Source organism: Hyphomicrobium sp. 2TAF46, from assembly GCF_052114865.1.
Taxonomy (GTDB): Bacteria; Pseudomonadota; Alphaproteobacteria; order Rhizobiales; family Hyphomicrobiaceae; genus Hyphomicrobium_B.
Window position 1 is genome coordinate 103,179 of the sequence record NZ_JBFRFO010000006.1, and the last position, 18,697, is coordinate 121,875.

At 57.6% G+C, this 18,697-nt stretch carries 15 protein-coding genes; 4 read left to right on the forward strand and 11 right to left on the reverse strand.

What is annotated here, in order from left to right; all coding sequences use genetic code 11:
- Positions 1-2: 2 nt before the first annotated feature.
- From AB4Z24_RS13710 to AB4Z24_RS13760, 11 genes are all read right to left on the reverse strand, one after another.
- On the reverse strand, positions 3-2,366 hold the full coding sequence (locus tag AB4Z24_RS13710; RefSeq protein ID WP_441708999.1) for an FtsX-like permease family protein: 2,364 nt from the start codon (positions 2,364-2,366) through the stop codon (positions 3-5).
- A 4-nt stretch (positions 2,367-2,370) separates the two neighbouring features.
- The gene (locus tag AB4Z24_RS13715) at positions 2,371-3,078 is read right to left on the reverse strand and encodes an ABC transporter ATP-binding protein (RefSeq protein WP_441709001.1); all 708 of its coding nucleotides are present in this window, start codon (positions 3,076-3,078) and stop codon (positions 2,371-2,373) included.
- 88 nt (positions 3,079-3,166) lie between these two features.
- The gene (locus AB4Z24_RS13720; RefSeq protein WP_441709003.1) at positions 3,167-4,369 is read right to left on the reverse strand and encodes a methionine adenosyltransferase; all 1,203 of its coding nucleotides are present in this window, start codon (positions 4,367-4,369) and stop codon (positions 3,167-3,169) included.
- A 184-nt stretch (positions 4,370-4,553) separates the two neighbouring features.
- A complete protein-coding gene (locus tag AB4Z24_RS13725) occupies positions 4,554-4,940 on the reverse strand; it encodes a hypothetical protein (RefSeq protein WP_441709005.1) in 387 nt (128 codons plus the stop codon).
- A 258-nt stretch (positions 4,941-5,198) separates the two neighbouring features.
- Positions 5,199-5,558 (reverse strand): copper-binding protein, encoded by a 360-nt coding sequence (locus tag AB4Z24_RS13730; protein WP_441709006.1) that lies wholly within the window; start codon positions 5,556-5,558, stop codon positions 5,199-5,201.
- A 28-nt stretch (positions 5,559-5,586) separates the two neighbouring features.
- Positions 5,587-6,102, reverse strand: coding sequence for a cupredoxin domain-containing protein (locus AB4Z24_RS13735; RefSeq protein WP_441709008.1), 516 nt, complete (start codon positions 6,100-6,102; stop codon positions 5,587-5,589).
- 156 nt (positions 6,103-6,258) lie between these two features.
- A complete protein-coding gene (locus AB4Z24_RS13740) occupies positions 6,259-7,656 on the reverse strand; it encodes a multicopper oxidase family protein (protein WP_441709010.1) in 1,398 nt (465 codons plus the stop codon).
- Positions 7,657-7,760: 104 nt separating this feature from the next.
- Positions 7,761-9,266 carry a TolC family protein gene (locus AB4Z24_RS13745; protein ID WP_441709012.1) on the reverse strand — a complete coding sequence of 502 codons (1,506 nt, stop codon included), beginning with the start codon at positions 9,264-9,266 and terminating at the stop codon, positions 7,761-7,763.
- A gap of 55 nt (positions 9,267-9,321) precedes the next feature.
- Positions 9,322-9,708 carry a hypothetical protein gene (locus AB4Z24_RS13750; protein WP_441709014.1) on the reverse strand — a complete coding sequence of 129 codons (387 nt, stop codon included), beginning with the start codon at positions 9,706-9,708 and terminating at the stop codon, positions 9,322-9,324.
- Positions 9,709-11,139, reverse strand: a complete 1,431-nt coding sequence (locus tag AB4Z24_RS13755; RefSeq protein ID WP_441709016.1) for an ATP-binding protein — start codon at positions 11,137-11,139, stop codon at positions 9,709-9,711.
- A complete protein-coding gene (locus tag AB4Z24_RS13760) occupies positions 11,136-11,861 on the reverse strand; it encodes a response regulator (protein WP_441709018.1) in 726 nt (241 codons plus the stop codon). Before AB4Z24_RS13760 ends, AB4Z24_RS13755 begins: the two co-directional genes overlap by 4 nt.
- Before the next feature lie 208 nt (positions 11,862-12,069).
- Between AB4Z24_RS13760 and copC the strand changes: the two genes are divergently transcribed.
- The 4 genes from copC (at position 12,070) to AB4Z24_RS13780 (ending at position 18,636) form a co-directional block, all read left to right on the forward strand.
- Complete coding sequence (copC, locus tag AB4Z24_RS13765) at positions 12,070-12,441, forward strand: copper homeostasis periplasmic binding protein CopC (protein WP_441709020.1); 372 nt, start codon at positions 12,070-12,072, stop codon at positions 12,439-12,441.
- On the forward strand, positions 12,441-13,352 hold the full coding sequence (gene copD, locus AB4Z24_RS13770; RefSeq protein WP_441709022.1) for a copper homeostasis membrane protein CopD: 912 nt from the start codon (positions 12,441-12,443) through the stop codon (positions 13,350-13,352). The genes copC and copD overlap by 1 nt, the downstream gene beginning before the upstream one ends.
- Positions 13,353-14,170: 818 nt before the next feature.
- A complete protein-coding gene (locus AB4Z24_RS13775) occupies positions 14,171-15,487 on the forward strand; it encodes an efflux RND transporter periplasmic adaptor subunit (RefSeq protein ID WP_441709024.1) in 1,317 nt (438 codons plus the stop codon).
- Positions 15,484-18,636, forward strand: a complete 3,153-nt coding sequence (locus AB4Z24_RS13780; RefSeq protein WP_441709025.1) for an efflux RND transporter permease subunit — start codon at positions 15,484-15,486, stop codon at positions 18,634-18,636. The genes AB4Z24_RS13775 and AB4Z24_RS13780 overlap by 4 nt, the downstream gene beginning before the upstream one ends.
- The last annotated feature ends 61 nt before the right edge of the window (positions 18,637-18,697 follow it).

Here is an 18,697-nt window from a genome sequence, read left to right on the forward strand (position 1 = left end):
ATCTAATCTCGTGTTTTAAGGACAGCCACAAGGTCTAACCGGTAGACGCGCTTGCGCACGACCAGCGCAGAAAAGACTGCAGCGAGGATCACAATTCCGCTGGCAATAATGTACGTGGAATTTTCGACGACCAAGCGCACGCGCATGAGCTCGCCGGCCAAATTTGTCCGCATGATCCAGGCGAGGCCATAGCCGAATACCCATCCTGGAGGCTGCGCAAGAAACGTGAGGAGAGCGAGTTCGAGGAGCAGGATGCGCAACACCTCACCTTTGGTAAAGCCAAGGACACGCAGACTGGCCAACTCGCGAGCTCGCTCTGAAAGCGAGATGCGGGCACTGTTGTAGACCACGCCAAAAGCTATGATGGCAGCGAGCCCAGTGTAGATACTGGCCATGGTGGTTAACAGCAACGCCACGGTCGTGCGAAAGTTCGCGAGTGACTCACGCTGCAGTGGCATGCCGCTGATGACCGGCAGGCGCTTTACCGCATCGTAAAGGTCGTCAAGCTTGTTTTTATCAACGCCGAGGTTGACGCTATCGACGGACGGTGACTCGCGCATCAATCGTGACAGGGCACTGGCGTCCATCATGCCTCTAATGCCGAAATAGTCCTCGACCCGCGCCGCAATGGGCAGAGATACGGTCCGGTGTTGCCCCTCCAGCAAATCAACCTCGACGAAATCGCCGACATCCACTCCGAGGATCTTGGCGAGTAAGTCCGAAATCGCTAAACCGCTTTCTGGAAGGACGACAGGGTGCAGATCAACGTCGATGATCCGCCTGAGATCGGCGTCGGCCGGTCTGCCACTGATGATGATGCGCCGCTCGACGGTTCCTTTTCGAATTCGAACGGGAACCTCCCGGTAAGGCTCGACCGCAAGCACGCCCGGAAGCCGGGTCACCTGATACACGACGTCCTGTGATCGCTTTTCGACGAAGCTCAAGGTCGCGTCCTGCCGGTCTGCCATGAAATAGGTGACATTGATCAATTCCTCCATCGTACCACGCGTAAAGAGCGATACGACGAGTATGGCCGTCGCGAGCGACATGCCCAGCATCGTGAATGCGGCCCGAACCGGATGGTGCGAAATATTGCGCAGCATCATGACAACCGGTTGCGACAGAACTCTATCGAACTTGAGCCACGCAGGTAAAATGCGATGAAATCTCGGGGGCGAGGGAGGTTGCATTGCAACGGCCGGTGCGAGTGCTACGACCTCGCGAAGCGCACGGGCTGCGCCCACCAGTGCAGCAACCGCGCTCAGAGCCGCTGCCGCAATGTAGAGATCAGGGTTCTTCGTAAATACGAGAAATGGGAAGCGAAAAAAATCGCCAAACAACCGAGTGACGTGTGCGCCGAGCCAGGTGCCGGCCGCACTTCCAATGATTATGCCAACCAGGACGATCAGAATCACGAACTTGAAGTAATGGAACGCAACAGCAACGTTGCCATAGCCGAGTGCCTTCAAGAGGCCGACCTGCTCGCGTTCGAGGGCGACCAGCCGGCTGAGGGTTAGATTGACCAGGAATGCCGCCACCAGAAGAAATATCGGCGGAAGGGTGCGGCTCATGTTGTTGAGCATGTCGAGTTCGTGGTTGAGCCATGCGTGTGAGGTTTGGTCCTTGCGCCCGTGCGCCGCTGCTCCACCATAACGGTCGAGCAGCGCATCGAGGCGCATAGTCACCTCGCGTTCCGAAGCGCCCGGCAAGAGTTTCAGAGCTACTGACGAGAATGCGCCATCGAGATCGTACGCGTTGGCAAGCGCCTTTTCCGGCATCCAGATGATTCCAAAACGGCGATCATCGGGCATGATATCGCCCGGCCCTACGGCGTAGATGAATTCAGGCGATAGTGCGATTCCGACGACGACGAGTTCGTGTTTGCGGCCATTCAATATGGCGGAGAACTTGGAGCCGGGTTCAAAACGATGCGACTTGGCGAAGCTCTCGCTGACGGCCACTTCTTCTGCTCTGGCGGCATCAGGTAGGCGGCCCAATCGCAGATACAGCCGATTGAGAACCGGCTCCCCGAATTCGGGGAGCGAGATAAATTGTCCGGTCGCAGGCTCGCGAAAGTTTGGAATGTCGAGCAGCGCCAGTTTGGCAATGCGCGCGTCCACGGCCGCCACGCCAGGGATTTCAGAAATCGGGCCAATAAGCGGTTTCGGGGCGCGCCGTACCACCGCAAAAACATCGGCAAACCGGTAACGTTCGTAGTAGGCGTTGCGAGTCTCATCGAGGGACCGGTAGGAGCCGACCGCCATTATAAGCGTCGCGACTGCTCCCGCTATGACGAGCGCAATTGCCAAGGCCTGGGCCCAGAGCCGCCGGAAGTCACGCGTCAACTTGATGTCGAGCGCACGCATTGAATCACCAGATGAGTTCGGCTGCGGCCCGGCGAGACGTATTCTTGTGTGTCTTCGAGATCTGGCCGTCTGCAAAGAACAGGACCCGATCCGCAACATCCTGAATGCTGGCGTTATGCGTGATTATGAGTGTTGTGGTCCCGAGTTGGGCATTGACGCTGAGCAACGCCTCAATCACGCGAATCCCCGTCTTTGAATCGAGGGCTCCTGTCGGCTCGTCACACAGCAACACATCCGGCCGCTTGGCGATTGCGCGCGCAATAGCGACGCGCTGCTGTTCACCGCCCGAGAGTTGCGAGGGGAAATGATCCATCCGCGCTTCGAGCCCGACGAGCGCAAGCGCATCCTGCGGACGCATAGGGTGCTCGGAGATTTCAGTCACCAGCGCGACGTTCTCATAGGCCGTAAGGCTCGGCACCAAATTGTAGAATTGGAACACGAAACCGACATGCTTGCGGCGATAGGCCGTCAAAGCGCCGTCCCCAAGCGCGGTCAGCTCCACGTCTCTAAAAAACAATTGCCCGCTCGTGGCCTGGTCGAGCCCTCCCATGATATTCAGGAGCGTCGACTTCCCACTGCCGGAAGGGCCCAGAAGGACAACAACCTCGCCTGTAAGAATTTCGAGGTCCACTGCCCGCAAGGCATGAACGGCGAGCTCGCCGGACATGTAGGTCTTGGTCAAGGACTTTGCTTTAAAGACCATATCAGCCATGTGCTGCTCATATCACGTTTGCCCTGCGTGTTCCGGGCTGTTGTTCTCGGCATCAAAATACAGTTGAGCCTTTGCGTGGTGCCGATCATCACGCCACCGAGAGGTTCTGTGCCAAGAATGACTTCCATAGCGAGGGAATCGCGGCAATTTCCCGCTCCGCGATGGCGCGAACCTTGTCCGTCACCGTGAAACTCAGCCCGCCGTCGTTGCTTCTGATGCGAAGATGCGCGATGCGCGGTTGGTCGATTGGCGCACCGATCTGGCTGACGAGAAAGCATTCTGCTTCTGTAACAATTGGCACCTCTGCAATCACGGCGGCAGCCAAGCGCGAAGCCGCCGCATTATAGAGCTTGCCGACATGTGTGACGGGGTTCTTGCCCGCCGATGCCTCGAGCGTCATGGGGCGGCACGGCGTAATAAGGCCATTCGCTCGGTTGCCGCGACCCGTTTGGCCGTCATCGCCTGCCTCGGCCGATGTACCTGTAACCGTCAAGAAGACGGAACCAATTGCGATTTCGTCCGCCAAGTTGATGCGTGCCGCAAGGGGCCGGCCAGTGATGTTCCCTGCGGTCATCAGCACGGCTTCCCGCAGCCGATCTTTCGCGTTGCTGTAGGCGCCAATATTCTTGAGGAACCGGCCGATGAACGCGCATGAAACTGTCAGAGTAATGTCGTCGCGCTCGCGCAGACCCATTACCTTGATGTCCTCGCCTGTCTCCGGAAACTCAGATTTGAATTCAGGAGTGTTGAGCTTGCGTTCAACAGCCAAGACAACACGCTCAAGCTCGGTCAATGGGGCAAAGCCCGTGCCGCACGATGTGTCATTGGCCAAGTAAACACCGTGGTCCCGCTGCCGCAAGAACAAGTCGACCAGTTCTGGAGAGCCCGGCCGGACCAAGCAGTGGATGCGAACTTCCGTTGCCGGGTCGAGGGCGTGCATGTTCTGGTGCAACCAGGCTGCAGTACTCTCTTTCGCAAGATCACAAACGGGTACGACCTTACCGTGGACGTCATGGATTGCGCGTCCTGAAAGAAAGATGTCCATGGGCACTAAAGTGCGGCCACCGCCAAACGCCGGTTCAGACCGGCCTGCGGCCAGGAGTGCCTTATCGACATTGTGATGCAAGATGAGGCCGAAGTGATCGAGATAGTGTTTTGAGAGCGCCAAGCTGAGTTGCTCGCTTAGCATGTCGCAGATCGTGTCGGGGTGACCGAGTCCCTTGCGTTCGACGATCTCGACAGGCCTTTCGCCTGCCCATGGGCCAGGCTGGTGTTCGATCAGGACTTGCATCGGTGTCCAATCATCGTAGCTTACAAATTTAGGCTAAAGTCACCCATCAGTTCTATCGCTGCGCTGCTCGGCAAGCACGCGCACATTGCATTGGTGCTGGATCTGCGCGGTCGCTATGAACAGCAGCCTTGGTGAGTCACGATGGCATCCGCCGGAATATGGCGGATGCCTGTCTTTTCTCGGCCTACTTCATCATGCCCATTGCCTTATCCATTTGCATCATGCAGCCCTTCTCATCCTTCTTCGCCATCATATCCGTGGCCATGTCCATCTCCTTCATGGCGGCGGCCTTCTTGCTTGCGTCCGTCATTTTCATCATGGAATCATGCATTGCCTTCATGCTTGCTTCAGAACAATCCATACTTTTCGTGGCATCGGCGGGTTTCGCAGCGTCGGCAGGTTTCGTATCGGAAGTTTGCGCGAGGGCTGGAATTGTAGCGAGCAGCGCGATAGCGAGCGCGGCGCAGCGGAGCGAATTGTTCATCGTCATGGTGGTTACTCCTGGGTTTGTTTCTGACAGTACGAATAGCGTGCGATGCTTGGAGGCTTTGCCCGTATCGCCGAGGCCCAAAGTGCTTTTTGGCGAATTCGAAATATCAACCGCCGATTGCGCACAGAGCCGGACTTGGTCAAGAGGCGCACACCATCTGCGGCTAGGTGATGCCAAGTCTTCCAGACTCTAGCCTTGATAAGCATCAAGCTCTACCGATCTTGGAAAGTTGAACAGGCACTGCCGGTGCGACCAACGACAATCGGCGATACCAAAAAAAGGCGGAGCCGCCACACAGCCCGCCCTTCTCATCCGACCATTCAAAATTGTGACCGTCGTCTACTTCGCCTTCTCGACTTTCGTCGCCGTAAGCTGACCATTGACCTTATCGGCCGTGAAGTTGATCTTGTCACCAGCCTTGAGGTCTTTGACCATCGCAGGATCGCCGGCCTTGAAGACCATCGTCATCGGGTCCATACCGAGGTTCGGGATGGCGGCGTGCTTGATCGAAAGTTTGCCCTGCTCGGCATCAACTTTCGTTACTTCGCCAGCCACCATCGGCAAAGTCTTCGCAGTGGCTGCTGCCGGGGAAGCGTCGGCCGAGTGAACTTCGCCTTCATGTGCGAGAGCAAGGGGCACGCTCGCCACGGCGAAGCCAGCAGCCATAACGGCTGCTTTTACAATCATCATTCTACGCATGCGTCTTCTCCTTGTTGAAGTCTACAAACTATTTCACGACGACTTTGCCGTGCATTCCGGCTTCGTAATGGCCGGGAATTAAACAGGCGAACTCAAAGGTTCCAGCCTTAGAAAACTTCCAGAAGATCTCACCCGATTTCGAAGGCTGGAGCCGCGTGCCATTGGGATCGTCGTGGATCATCTCAGGGTTCTTCGCCATCGCGATTTTGTGCTTGGCGATTTGTTCGTTTGAGTCGAGTTTGAATTCGTGGTCGAGCGCACCCGTATTCTTGATTACGAATTTGATCTGCTCGCCGGTTTTGACGTCTATCGCGTCAGGCGTGAACGCCATCGTGCCGCTGCCTTCGGTCATCGCCAGCTCGACAACCCGGAAGCCCTTATTGGGGTCGGCGGGTTCTCCGGCTGCGAACATCTCGGCATGCGCCACACCCCCATGTTCTGCATGCCCGTGCGCCATATCGGCACTCGTGAAATGCACAAAGGCGGCTCCAAAGCCTGCCAAAGCTACGATTGCGGCCAATCCACCCCACTGCCAATTCTGCATTCTACTGTCCCCTCGCTGCACCGGATTGCTGCATCGGCGAACAGGCAAAGCAAACTGCCTCCCTGAACGCATTGGATATGTCATCGAATGGTGGAGAAAAAACGGGCGCGAGGGGCTAATTTGGTAACGGCGTGTAACCGGCCCTACGTTCAGGCTCTAATGTCCCGAATGGCCGCTGGGTTTGACGACGTCGACCTCTACGCCCTGTCCTTCAGGCATTGAGTCTTTCATCACTGGTGCTTCAGCCGCCTTGCCGGGTTCTCCGGTCCATTCGTAAGCAACCGTGTTCGCAGGATGCTTGTACCAGCCTGGATCTTTATAGTCGTTCTTATCCAAGCCTTCGCGAACCTTGACGACCGAGAACATGCCGCCCATTCCGATGGCACCAAATTGGCCGTAGCCCGTCATCATGGGGAGCGTGTTCTCAGGAAGCGGCATTTCCATTTCGGTCATGTCGGCGCCACCGGCCGCGCCCATCGGCATGAATCCGCCTTTGACCACACTGGAGATTTGCTTTCGCACGCTGTTGAGATCGACGCCGACATAGGTCTTCACAGTGTGTCCCATAGCATTCATGGTGTGATGTGACTTGTGGCAATGGAACGCCCAGTCGCCCGGCTCATTGGCGATGAAATCCACGGCTCGCATTTGCCCAACCGCACAATCGACTGTGACTTCAGGCCAACGCGCCTCCGGTTTTGTCCAGCCGCCGTCGGTGCAGGAGACTTCGAACTCATGACCGTGAAGGTGGATCGGATGGTTTGTCATCGTCAGGTTGCCGAAGCGGATGCGAACCTTGTCATCTTTGCGCACGACGAGATGATCGATGCCGGGGAACGCCCGGCTGTTGAAGGTCCACAAGTTGAACTCAAGCATCGTGTTGACCTTCGGCACGTAACTGCCGGGCTCGATGTCGTAGGCATTCAATAGAAAAACGAAATCGCGATCGACGCGCATGAACTTTGGATCTTTTGGGTGAACGATGAAAGTCCCCATCATGCCCATGGCCATTTGCAGCATTTCGTCGGCATGCGGGTGGTACATGAACGTACCTGATCGGCGGAGTTGGAACTCGTAGACCATTGTCTTGCCGACGGGGATCGCTGGCTGCGTTAAACCAGAAACGCCATCCATGCCGTTGGGCAGCCGCTGGCCGTGCCAATGGATGCTTGTGTGCTCAGGCAGCTTATTGGTGACGAAAATACGAACCTTGTCGCCTTCGACAGCTTCGATGGTGGGTCCAGGCGATTGGCCGTTGTAGCCCCACAAATGCGCCTTCATGCCGGGTGAAATTTCGCGCACGACGGGTTCGGCGACGAGATGAAATTCCTTCCAATCACCGTTCTGGCGCCACGGCGCCGTCCAGCCGTTGAGCGTCACAACGGGTTGATAGTCCGGCCCTGACGTTGGAACCAAGGGTGGTTGCATCAGCGGAGAATTCTGAATTTGGGCTTCGGGAATACTCGCAGCCGCGACGCGCCCCGAGACAAGGCCAACATTCATCAGCGCTAGACCGCCAGTGGTCGCCATCAGCTGTCTACGTGACATTGTCATAACGCGCTCCTTGGCGGCCCAATGGCCGGGATCACACAGCACTACGTTCAAGCATTGCGGGCAGTTACGGAGCGGGGGCAATTCACCGCCTCAGCCACCGCGCCCTACCCGCCTCCGGCTCCAGTCATCGCCGCGGAAGGAGCAGCAGCCATGTCGCTGCCGCCTCCGGAAACGGCGGTCTGCAAATCGACAGATGCAAGCCAGAAGTCTCGCTTGGCTTCTATCGCTTGCACGTTCGCCGCGATGCGAGCCCGAGCGTCCGCAAGCAGCGAAAACAGATCTGACAACATACCATTGTACGCCAGCAGCTCTTGCTGCGATATAAACTCGCGCAGCGGCAGGATTTCCTTATCGTAATACTTCGCGATATCGTACGAGCCGCGATAGGCTGTATAGGCCTCGCGCGCTTCAGAGCGGGCATTGACGGCCTTTTCGATGAGCCTATTGACCGCCTGCAAATACGTCTCTTCTGCGAGCCGCATTCTTGCCTCACCGAAATCATAAATGGGAATTTGAAACTCCACATCAATACCGTGGCGGTGCGTAATCTCTTTGGCCGGTGCTTCCGTTTTGACGAGCGTTGGCGGAGGTCCAGCGTTGAGCGAATAGCTCACGTCGGTGATGTACTTTCGCTCATATCGTCCGAGACTGCTGACGTTAAGAACATCAATGTAGCGCGTCGCTTGGGTCAGCCCATACTGCTTGGCCAAAGCCGCAAGCTCGATGCGCGCTGCTTCGAGGTCGGCCCGGGACGTTACAGTGCGGGCTTCGATGTCAGTGCCTGGTTTCGGTGTTGCGGGTAGTTTCATGAGCGAAGCAGGAAGCCGGTATTTCGTTTGATCGCCCCAAAGGCCAAGGGCGCGATTGAGCTTTTCTCGCTCAGAGCGCTGCTTGAGACGTGATAGAGCCAATTGCCCGCTGACCTCAGCGTAGAACGCGTGCTCGCGAGCCTGTTCGACTTTGGGAAGTGCGCCTGTTTCACCCAGTTTCTTGGCCAACTCTGAAACAGATTCCGCCGAAACGCGCGCTTCTTCAAGGAAGCTGACGATTTGCGCGGAAGCGACTGCCCGGTAATAGGCACGTCGCGCATCTGCGGACGTCTTAAGCGTCGCCTCGACGGCCCGCGATTGAGCCGCACGGAAGCGGTCTTGCGCGATCTCGCTGCGGTCCCGCAACGTCAGAAGCGCCAATACATTGCTCACGATCTGCCGCTCAAGTTCGATTCCGGTTCCAGCCAGCGCCGCCAAGGAAATCGTTGGCGAAGGCGGCAGGCTCGCCTCAACCATCTGCGCTTCTGATACCCCAAGTTCGTTGTAGGCCGATTGCAGTCCGCGATTATTCAAAAGTGCAATCTGCACGGCGCTGTCAGCCGTCAGTGTCTTGCCGAGAAGGGCTTTAACGCGAGCCTGTGCTTGGGCTGCGTCGTCCTCATTTCTGATTTTTACGACGTCTTGGCTCAGCACACCTCCCGTTTGATCTTGCACGGCCAGCATGCCGCCGTCGGCCGAAAATTGTGCGCAACCGCCGAGCGCGAGACTTGTCATCATCGCTGCGAACATCGGGCGGAACACTCCGTTTTTTCCGGCTCGAATAGCCGTTGCTCGTTTCATTTCGTTCCCCCAGTCGTTCAAACGGTCGGAACTGCGCTCCCCCGAGCGCAGCCCCTCAATGGCCTTCGTGTTGCTGCCGATCCGTTGGCAGCTCGCTCGGAACAGGGTCTACTTTTGCCGGTGCCTCGGGCGTTGCAGCAGGCGGTTTGACCGCGCTTGGTGCTTCAGGCGTCTTTTGCATCGGCTGGGCAGGCGGCGAAGTTTCCGGCTTCGCGGTCGGCAACGCACCCTCGGGTGCCACGCGCCGGTTGACGTCGCCCCAGGGCATCGGATCAACAGGCCGGTAACTGCGCGTCCCCTTATCAACCGGATCGTATTTAAAGCGTGGCGCGTGTCCAGGTTCATCGGGCATCGGTCCAGAAGCGGGCCACTCGGGCGCTCTATCGCGCCACGCCGTCAGCGCGAACAAAGCTATCAAAGCGATGAGCAGCCTCAGCGGCATCTATTGACCTTTCGTCAGCGAGGTTTGATTCGGCAGGCTAATTGTAACACGCAAGCCGCCTGTCGCCCGATTGCGCAGGCTGATCTCACCACCCAGACCGCGAACCAAGCTCCGCGCGACCGTCAGGCCGAGTCCAGTCCCCTCTACGGTCTCATCATTCATCGATGCCAGGCGCCGGAACGGATCAAAGGCTACTGACTGCATCGGCTCTGGGATACCCGGTCCAACGTCGTCGACTGCTATTTCAAGAGAACTGCCGCGTGCAGCCACTGTGATATTTGCGCGCTTGCCGTATTTGACAGCATTCTCGACGACATTTGAGAGAACCCTGCTCAAAGCAACGGGCTTCGTGTTGACAGTCAAATGCTGCGGCCCGCTGATCGAGACGTCGGCTCCCAAATCGATTAGATCGTCCGAGACGCGCTGAACGAGGGACATCAAATCGATGGCCTCGCTGGCTTCGGCAGAGAAGTCGAGGCGTGCAAATCCAAGTGTTGCAGTGATCATCCGCTGCATTTGATTGAGGTCGGCAAGAATCGGCTGGCGTGTCTCTGCGTCCGGGATCTCTTCCGCCCTGAGGCGCAACCGTGTGATCGGCGTGCCAAGATCATGTGCGATTGCTGCTGCGAATGCCGTACGGTCTTGAACGAGGCTGCGTATGCGATCCTGCATGACATTGAAAGTGCGTGCCGCAGTTCGAACCTCAAGTGGCCCTTTTTCGTCGAGCGGTGGGGCATGAATGTCGGTGCCGAGCCGTTCAGCAGCGGACGCAAAAATTGTCAGAGGCTGCGTCCATCGATTGAGAACCCAGGCTGCAACGGCCAGAACCGAGGCAAGCATTGCCGCCAACGGAACGCCGGCCTTCCAAAGTGAAAATGGCTTGACGCTGAGTAAAGGCGATGTTGCCTCGAGCCAGGAACCGTCGCCGAGTTTGATTTCAGTCGTGACCGCGCCAACAGGATTGATTTCAGCCAAGGGCTTTACTGGGATATGGTTGATTTCGGCCTGCTCAGGTCCGTTGACGGCGGCGAGCAATCCCTTAAGTCCGTGGCTGTCGTCTCTTGCCGCATAGGCCATCCTCATGTCTTCGTGGATAGGCCGGTCGAGAAACACACTCAGCAGATGCTCAAATAAATGCGGCCTTGTCCCTTCCGGCAGTGTTTCGCCCAATGCAGGCGCGCCCGGCTGTGAGAACCGCACAAACGGCCCGCTAACGACCGTCAGCAGAGCAGGCCGTTCTGCGGCAGGCGTCCGCTCGACCAGCTTTGAAATCAGCGCAATCCGTTCGGCCAAAAGCGCGTCGTGCAAAAGTGTTGTCGCTGCTTCACTCCTCTCAGCATAAAGCCACAAGCCTGCGACATGAGACAGGGAAAGGAAAACGAGGAGGATGACAATTATCCTGCCTTTGACGGTATCGAGAACTCGCGTCATGCCGCCCCTCCGGTGACGTCGGGCGTAAACACATATCCCTTGTTGCGGATCGTTTTGATCAGTTCAGGTTCGTCGGCATCGATTTCGATTTTGCGCCTTAATCGCGTGATCTGCATGTCGATACTCCGGTCGAATGCAACGGCTGAGCGGCCGCGCGCAAGGTCAAGAAGTTGCTCCCGCGACAGGACGACCTGGGCGTGCTCTGCAAACGCGACCAGCAGATCGAATTCACCATCGGTTAGAACAACTGCGACACCGTTTGGAGAAACGAGACGGCGGCGGGTGCGATCCAGCCTCCAGCCGCCAAATTGCAAGACGCCCGCTTGTTGCAGGCTACTTTGCAACGGCAAATCGTTGGAACGCCGCAGAACAGCGCGGATGCGTGCCAGGAGTTCTTGAGGATTGAACGGTTTCGAGATGTAGTCGTCGGCGCCGGTTTCCAGGCCAGCAATCCGGTCTGTGTCCGAACCGAGCAGGGTCAGCATGATCACCGGCACCCGGTTGCTGGCACGAAGTTCGCGGCACAGTTTCAAACCGTCTTCGCCGGGCATCACCCGATCGAGCACAATCAGATCGACTCGTGACTCTGCCAATTGACGCTGCATATCGCGGCCATTGGCGGCAACATCGACGCGCAAGCCATTCTTGCGAAGAAAACGCGACAGTAGATCGCGGATATCACGGTCATCGTCGACGATCAGAATGTGCGGCTCGGTCTCCACGGCGCGCCTCGAATCAAATATTTTTTCAAGTCAGTAGCTTAAGTGCCGGTTCGCTGGCATCCACATTCTAATTCGTAACAAGACGTAACAAGGCAGCTTTTGCCGGTGAACTGTTGCCGAACTTCTGCCATGTTGCCGTCTTGGACCGGCATTACAGATCAATTGGTCAACGCCGTGCCCGGATAATGCGATGGGAATGAGGTCAACGATGATTCGTAGAACACTCGTGGTCACGACGGTGCTGATATCGTGCGCCGTCATTACAACAGCCGCTCAGGCTCATGCGAAGCTTACATCGACCAATCCTGCGGCTAGCGCTGTCGTTGCAGAGTCGCCGAAAGACTTGCGGTTGATTTTCAACGAGGGCCTGATTGCAAAATTCTCTGGCATCGAGTTGAAGACCGAAAAGGGTGAGAAGATTGAAACGGGCACGGCCGTGGCCGACCCCATCGACAACAAGCAACTGATCGTTCCACTACCTGCAGCTTTGGCAGATGGTGTGTATAGTATCAAATGGCACGCGGTATCCGAAGACACCCATAAGCTCGAAGGCACGTACTCCTTTACGGTCAAACACTGATGATCGAGGCCGGGCTCATCGGCGCTCGCTTCCTGCATTATGCGGCGGCGATGGCACTCTTCGGAGTGTCGCTTTTCCCGACTTATGCTTATCCGGGCCGAACCAATCCTAAGCTGGTTTCGCTATCCAGCTGGCTTCGGCCAGTCCAATTCGGACTGGCACTCGCGGCAATTGTCAGCGCCGCGCTGTGGTTGGCCTTCGTAGCTGCAAATATGACCGGCTCTCTCAGCGGTGCCGTTGATCCCGAGGCCCTGAAATCTGTACTATCCGATACGCTGTTTGGCCAAGTATGGGCAGCGCGACTGATGCTCGGTATTGGAATTGTCGGGCTAACAGCCTTTTTGTTCATTTCATCGAAGCAACATCTGCCCTCTGGGCTCAACCTGGTTTTGTCTGGAGCGCTGCTGGCAACGTTGGCTGGAACCGGCCACACAATGCACAGCGAAGGCATGTTGAGAGGACTTCATATCGCGGCCGACAGTGTCCATTTGCTCGCAGCGGGCGCTTGGTTTGGCGGCTTGTTTGCGCTTGCCTACGTGCTCGCCGACCGCTCACCAGTTGCCATGGCAGTTCTCCACCGCTTCTCAGGGATGGGTTACGTCGCGGTGGCTGCGCTTGTCGGCTCCGGCTTGATCAACAGCTGGTATCTGGTTGGTTCCGTCTCAAATTTGTTGGCGACGCCTTACAGCCAATTGCTGCTTGTCAAGCTCGGCCTCTTTTCGGGCATGCTGATGCTCGCCGCCGCCAACCGCTTCTGGCTCATGCCCGCTTTGACGAGAGACCCAAGCCCTGACAACACAGCAGCACAAAGACTCCGCCGCCACGTGGTTGGCGAACAAGCCCTCGGTGTCTTGATCATCACGGTCGTCAGCCTGCTCGGCACTCTTGAGCCTGCGATTGGTCAATCGTGAGCCATTGATCTACTGCGTGCGAAACGGAGCATGAGAAGGAAGGACATTCAATTCGCTGGCCAATGGCCTTTATCGTGTAATGCCGCGACGGCAGGATCTATCCTATTCTCGTTGTCTGCCGATCAGAGGCGCAAGATTGCAGAATTGATCAACGTATTGAGCCAGCCAGCGCGCTGATCTGGATCAATATGCGCTATGGTAATTCGTGTTTTATTCTGGCGAGCTTTTGCCTCAGCTATCACATGATAACTGAAGTCGTCTTGACCCGTTATTCGCGGCTTACGCCAAATTTACTGGCCGGTAAGCTAAAGTTGGCTATGATCACGCAGTCCAAACAGTTCTGGCACCTTAGACACTTGAAAATTCGGCTCGTTCAGCGTTGGTTTCTTGTCCTCGGCGTGCTCGCCATGCTCGGGGCAGTTTTCGTGTTTCCGGTGACATCGGCCTTTGCCGCTACCAACGCAACCTCAGCAGGTTCAATGAGTATGGGCGACACGCCCTGCCACAAGCCGCTGAAACCATGCCCGGAATGCCCTCAGAAGTCCTGCCCCAATATGGCGGCCTGCCTCGTCAAATGTTTCCAGAATTTGTCTGCGCTTCCAACGGAAGTACGATTGGACCGTAAGACCGTGAGTGCGCGGGTCTTGCCGCCGCCGTCACTGGTCACCGCAAGCTCTCTCATCCCGCCTCTTCTCCGACCTCCGATCGTCTAAGCCCCGCCCGTCGGGCGTGAGCGCGCTCCCGGCAAATTGCTGCGGCGTGCCATTCGCGTTGGCCCTCACGGCCGCGCGCGGTTCATGACAACTGGAGATTTGACGATGCAACGCATAACTTTGCGTTCGGCTGCCCTTGGTGCCGTGCTATTGACCGCTGCCGCAATGCTGTTGTTGTGGGTGACCCATCTTGGGCATCCGGATATGAACGCGCGAGCGGATGAGAAATCCGTCAACGACAGCATGGCATTGCCCAAGCCTGCGCCTGACACACGCAAGGTCAAGTTCTACCGCAATCCGATGGGGCTGCCGGACATCTCGCCTTCGCCCAAGAAAGACTCGATGGGGATGGACTACATCCCAGTCTATGAGGGCGAGGAGCATGACGGCAACTCGATCAGTGTTTCCCCCGGAAAAGTGCAACGTTCCGGCGTCGAGACGGTTGCCGCAGTCAAGCAATCGATGACACGCACCATAAAAGCACCGGGCGTCATCCAGCTCGATGAGCGGCGGATATCGGTTATAGCGCCACGCTTCGACGGATACGTTGAAAGCGTTGGCCCCGCGACCACGGGCACGCACGTCAAAAAAGGAGATCCCCTTGTCACGGTATTCGGGCAGGAAGTTCAAAACCAAGGCGTTCGCCTAATCATCGAACAGAATGCCGGTGGGAGGGGAGATGAGGCAACGGCGCTCTCAAACGGCAAATTTGCCCCCGGCGGCGTCATTGGCGCGCGGCGGCGCTTGGTCAATCTTGGTGTGCCGGTAGAGTATATCGAAACAGTCATTCGGGAACGGCGCGTGCCCGATACGCTCACTTTTCGCGGTGCCGGCGATGGCGTTATCCTTGAGCGCAACGTTGTCGAGGGCCAGGCGTTCAAGGCTGGAGATGTTCTGTTCCGCCTTGCCGATCATTCGCAGGTCTGGATGATGGCGGATATCGCCGAGGGAGACATCGATGCGGTTTCGGCCGGTCAGACAGCAATAATAAAAACACGTGCCCATCCCGGAAAACAGTTCATTGGCAAGGTGGCGGTGGTCTATCCACACTTGACGAAGGAAACACGCACCGCGCGCGTTCGCATTGAATTACCCAATTCCGATCTCGCGCTATTGCCCGACATGTACGGCGACGTTGAGATTGCCACTGGCGCGGCGGCGATGGCCGTGGCAGTTCCGGCCAGCGCTGTTATCGATAGTGGCAATCGTCAAGTCGTAATACTGGACCTCGGCGACGGCCGCTTTGAGCCTCGAGACGTCAAACTCGGCCGCAAAGGAGACGGCTTCACGGAGATTCTCGATGGTGTCGCCGAAGGCGAAAAGGTCGTCGTCAATGGCAATTTCCTCATCGATGCGGAAAGCAATTTGCAATCGGCGCTGAAGACATTTTCGGCGCCTTCTGTGCCGGAGGCAAAGCCATGATTGCCCGCCTCATTGCCTGGTCGGCCAGGAATCTTATGTTGGTCTTCATCGCCACCGCCTTCGCGGTGGTGGCGGGAATTTGGGCCGTGCGCACGCTGCCGCTCGACGCCATCCCTGACCTTTCCGATACGCAGGTTATTGTCTACACCGAATACCCAGGTCAGGCGCCGCAGGTGGTCGAAGACCAGGTCACGTATCCGTTGACCACGTCAATGCTGACGGTCCCGCGATCCAAAGTCGTGCGCGGCTTTTCGTTCTTCGGCGTCTCCTTCGTCTACGTCATCTTTGAGGATGGCACGGACATCTATTGGGCACGCTCGCGCGTCCTTGAATATCTGAATGCTGCGGCAAAGCGCATTCCGGCTGGCGTCACGCCAACGCTTGGGCCCGATGCCAGTGGCGTCGGCTGGGTCTACCAATACGCCCTTCTCAGCAAGGATAAATCGCTTGCAGCGCTGCGCTCGTTGCAGGACTGGGAGGTTCGCTTCGGGCTCTCCAAGGCCGAGGGCGTCGCTGAAGTCGCTAGTGTCGGCGGCTTCGTCAAGCAATACAACGTCGTGGTCGATCCCGGCCGGTTGCGCTCTCTCGGTATTCCGCTCGCCAAAATCCGTGATGTCATCCGCGGCAACAACATGGATGTAGGTGGCCGCACGCTGGAACTCAGCGAGCATGAATTTATGGTTCGTGGACGCGGCTACCTCAAAGGCATCGATGATATCGAACGTATCGTGGTCAAGGCAGACGGTGGCACGCCTGTGCTGCTCAAGGATGTCGCCCGCGTTGAGCTTGCGGGCGACGAGCGCCGCGGCATCACGGAGTTGAACGGCGAAGGCGAAGTCGCGAGCGGCATCGCTTTGCAGCGCTCCGGCGCTAACGCGCTGACCGTGATCGACAACGTCAAGAACCGGCTGAAGGAAATCGCGCCGTCGCTGCCTGAGGGCACGGAAATTGTGCCGGTCTACGATCGCTCGGAGCTGATCCACCGTGCCATCGCGACACTCAAATCGACACTCTTCGAGGAGAGCGTCGTTGTGGCGTTGGTCTGTATTGTGTTCCTGCTGCATGTGCGCAGCGCGCTTGTTGCCATTCTCATGCTGCCGGTGGGCGTGCTGATGTCGTTTCTGGCGATGCGGCTGCTCGGCATTGGCTCTAACATCATGAGCCTCGGTGGCATTGCCATTGCCATCGGCGCCATGATCGACGCCGCCATTGTCATGATTGAAAATGCGCACAAGCATTTGGAACGTGCGCCGCCTGACAAGCCGCGCGTCGAAATTCTCATCGAAGCGGCGGCGGAAGTTGGTCCAGCGCTATTCTTTTCGCTGCTTATTATAACGGTATCGTTCCTGCCGATTTTCACTCTGGAATCGCAAGAAGGGCGCCTGTTCGGGCCGCTCGCGTTTACAAAGACATTTGCCATGGCGGCAGCGGCTATTCTGTCCGTGACCCTGGTGCCGGCGCTGATGATCCTGTTCGTGCGCGGTAAAATCATCCCCGAGGCGAAGAACCCGCTCAATTGCGCCCTCATCGCCATCTACCGGCCGGTTATTCGGCTCGTCCTCAAGGCCAAGACGCTGACGATTGTATTGGCAGCGTTGATACTTGCGATTTCGGTTTGGCCGGTGACGCAGGTCGGCAGCGAGTTCATGCCCAACCTCAACGAGGGCACGCTGCTCTACATGCCGACGACGTTGCCGGGCCTTTCGGTGACAAAATCCGCCGAGCTGCTGCAAACGCAGGACCGCATTATACGCACGTTCCCCGAGGTCGCCTCCGTCTATGGCAAGGCAGGCCGCGCGCAGACGGCGACCGATCCGGCCCCGATCGAAATGTTTGAGACCATCGTCAATCTGAAACCCAAGGAAGAATGGCGGCCCGGGCTCACGGTCGATGGGCTCATTCAAGAAATGGACAAGGCGCTGCAGTTTCCTGGCGTCTCCAATGCCTGGACCATGCCGATCAAGGCACGCATCGACATGCTGGCGACCGGCATCCGGACACCCGTCGGCGTCAAGGTGATCGGCAAAGATCTGGCCGCAATGGAGAAGGTCGCACGCGACGTAGAGACTGTTCTCAAAGGCGTCTCAGGCACGTCCAGCGCCTACGCAGAGCGCGTGACGGGCGGCTACTATCTGGAAATTATCCCAAATCGCGACCGCATGGCCCGCTACGGCTTGATGGTCTCAGACGTGCAGGATGTGGTGGCGATGGCGCTAGGCGCTGAACCCATTACCACCACTGTTGAAGGCCGCGAGCGTTACACCGTCGCCATCCGCTATCCGCGCGATCTCAGGTCCGATCCGCAAGCCATCGCCAAAGATGTCGTGGTCTCGCTGCCAAATGGTGGCACGGTGCCCTTGGGCGAAGTGGCCGATATCAAACTGACGCAAGGCCCAACCAGCATCCGCACGGAAAATGCCAAGCTTGCGACCTATATCTTCGTCGATATTCGCGATCGTGACTTGGGCGGCTACGTTGCCGACGCCAAAAAGGCGGTGATGGATCAGGTCAAGCTCCCCGCCGGTACATACCTGGTGTGGAGCGGGCAGTTTGAATATCTCGAACGCGCGGAAGCCCGGCTTAAACTGGTCGTGCCTGTGACGTTGATGATCATTTTCCTGCTGCTTTACCTCAACTTCCGCCGCCTCACCGAAACTCTCATTGTCATGCTGTCGCTGCCGTTTGCGCTTGTTGGCGGGTTCTGGCTGATGTGGTGGCTGGGCTTCAACCTGTCCGTCGCGGTGGCGGTAGGGTTCATCGCGCTCGCAGGTGTTGCCGCCGAAACCGGCGTCGTCATGCTGATCTATCTCGACCATGCCGTCGAGGAGGTGAAATCAAGGTGCGCCGCCGAAGGCCGCCCCTATACACGCGCCGATTTGCAGGATGCCATCATGGTGGGCGCCGTCGAACGCGTGCGTCCGAAGATGATGACCGTCGTCGCCATCATGGCAGGCTTGCTGCCGATCCTGTGGAGCACGGGCACTGGGTCCGAGGTCATGCAGCGCATAGCGGTGCCGATGATTGGCGGTATGGTGTCATCGACGCTACTGACGCTGATCGTCATTCCTGCGATCTATGGATTGGTAAAGGGGTGGAAATTATCCGGGGTTTATCACCAGGAGGCCGGGCAGTTGATCACCGCGACGTAGCTTCGGATGAGGCAGGCTCGCACAGGATTCTACAGATAACGTAAGACATGAAGCCGCCCCC